2 protein-coding genes and 1 tRNA gene are annotated in these 1,370 nt (G+C 58.9%); all 3 read left to right on the top strand.

Translation table 11 applies throughout. The annotated features are described in order from the left end of the window. Nucleotides 1–194 precede the first annotated feature (194 nt). Nucleotides 195–279, top strand: a tRNA-Leu gene (locus AC1DYX_RS31190). A 295-nt stretch (nucleotides 280–574) separates the two neighbouring features. Further along, nucleotides 575–934, top strand: a complete 360-nt coding sequence (locus AC1DYX_RS31185) for an NADH-quinone oxidoreductase subunit A (RefSeq protein WP_477266096.1) — start codon at nucleotides 575–577, stop codon at nucleotides 932–934. Nucleotides 935–937: 3 nt separating this feature from the next. Next, a partial coding sequence (locus AC1DYX_RS31180; protein ID WP_477266094.1) for a NuoB/complex I 20 kDa subunit family protein occupies nucleotides 938–1,370 on the top strand: 433 nt, incomplete at its 3' end.

Here is a 1,370-nt window from a genome sequence, read left to right as displayed (position 1 = left end):
CTTCCTGCAAGCGCGCGCAGGGTGGTGTAACATTCTGCGGGCTTCGGTCCGCCAGCGCCGGCGACCGGATTTCTCAACTGGGGTCGCCGTAAACACGAGTTTTAAAAAGTTGAGAAAAAGAGTATTTTTTCTTGGATTAGCGCAATTTGGGCATTGAAAAATGCTGCTAGGACAGGGTAGAATACTGGTCTCCAGCCGACGTGGTGAAATTGGTAGACACGCTATCTTGAGGGGGTAGTGGCGCAAGCTGTGCGAGTTCGAGTCTCGCCGTCGGCACCAAGATACTAGAAGCCAGCTAGGGCGCATGAGCTTCCGCTCGCAAGCCCGGCTGGCTTTTTTACGAGGATCTGTCGGAGGCTTTGAAGACCCGTCCTGGCGGCGGCGCTTCTGGCCCGAGAAGCCCGGTCGTGCGAAGGTGCGGCGAGCCTCGAAGGTCGGGATCGGCAACGCGAAGCGGATGATTCAGTGTCTCCAGTCGTACGATCCTGGCAAGGGCATACAGCCAGGATTGCGCGATGCGGTACTGCAGCCACTGCAGTGTTTTTTCAACCGATCGTTCAACTAAGGCTTCATCGTGAACCTCGAGAACTATTTCCCCGTCTTACTTTTCATTGTGATCGGCACCGTGGTCGGCGTCGCATCGCAGGTGCTCGGCCGCGTCGTCGGTCCGCATCGCCCCGATCCCGCCAAGCTCTCCCCGTATGAATGCGGCTTCGAAGCGTTCGAAGACGCGCGCATGAAGTTCGACGTCCGGTACTACCTGGTCGCGATCCTGTTTATTTTGTTTGATCTGGAAACGGCATTCTTCTTCCCTTGGGGCGTTTCGATGCGCGACCTGGGCTGGCCCGGGTTCGTCACGATGATGGTGTTCATCGTCGAATTCGTCGTCGGTTTCTGGTACATCTGGAAGAAAGGTGCCCTTGATTGGGAATAAGCCATGGCTATTGAAGGCGTTTTAAACGAAGGTTTTGTCACCACCACAGCCGACAAGCTGATCAACTGGGCGCGTACCGGGTCGATGTGGCCCATGACGTTCGGCCTGGCTTGCTGTGCGGTCGAGATGATGCACGCGGGTGCCGCGCGCTATGACCTCGACCGTTTCGGCGTTGTGTTCCGCCCGTCGCCGCGCCAGTCCGACGTGATGATCGTGGCCGGTACCCTGTGCAACAAGATGGCCCCGGCACTGCGCAAGGTGTACGACCAGATGGCCGAGCCGCGCTGGGTCATCTCRATGGGGTCCTGCGCCAACGGCGGCGGCTACTACCATTACTCGTACTCCGTCGTGCGCGGCTGCGACCGCATCGTTCCGGTCGACGTCTATGTCCCGGGCTGCCCGCCGACCGCCGAGGCTCTGCTGTACGGCATCATCC

It is taken from the genome of Massilia sp. P2_C2 (assembly GCF_056404615.1).
The sequence above is the reverse complement of the archived record's forward strand: the minus strand, read 5'-3'. Positions and strand labels throughout refer to the sequence as shown.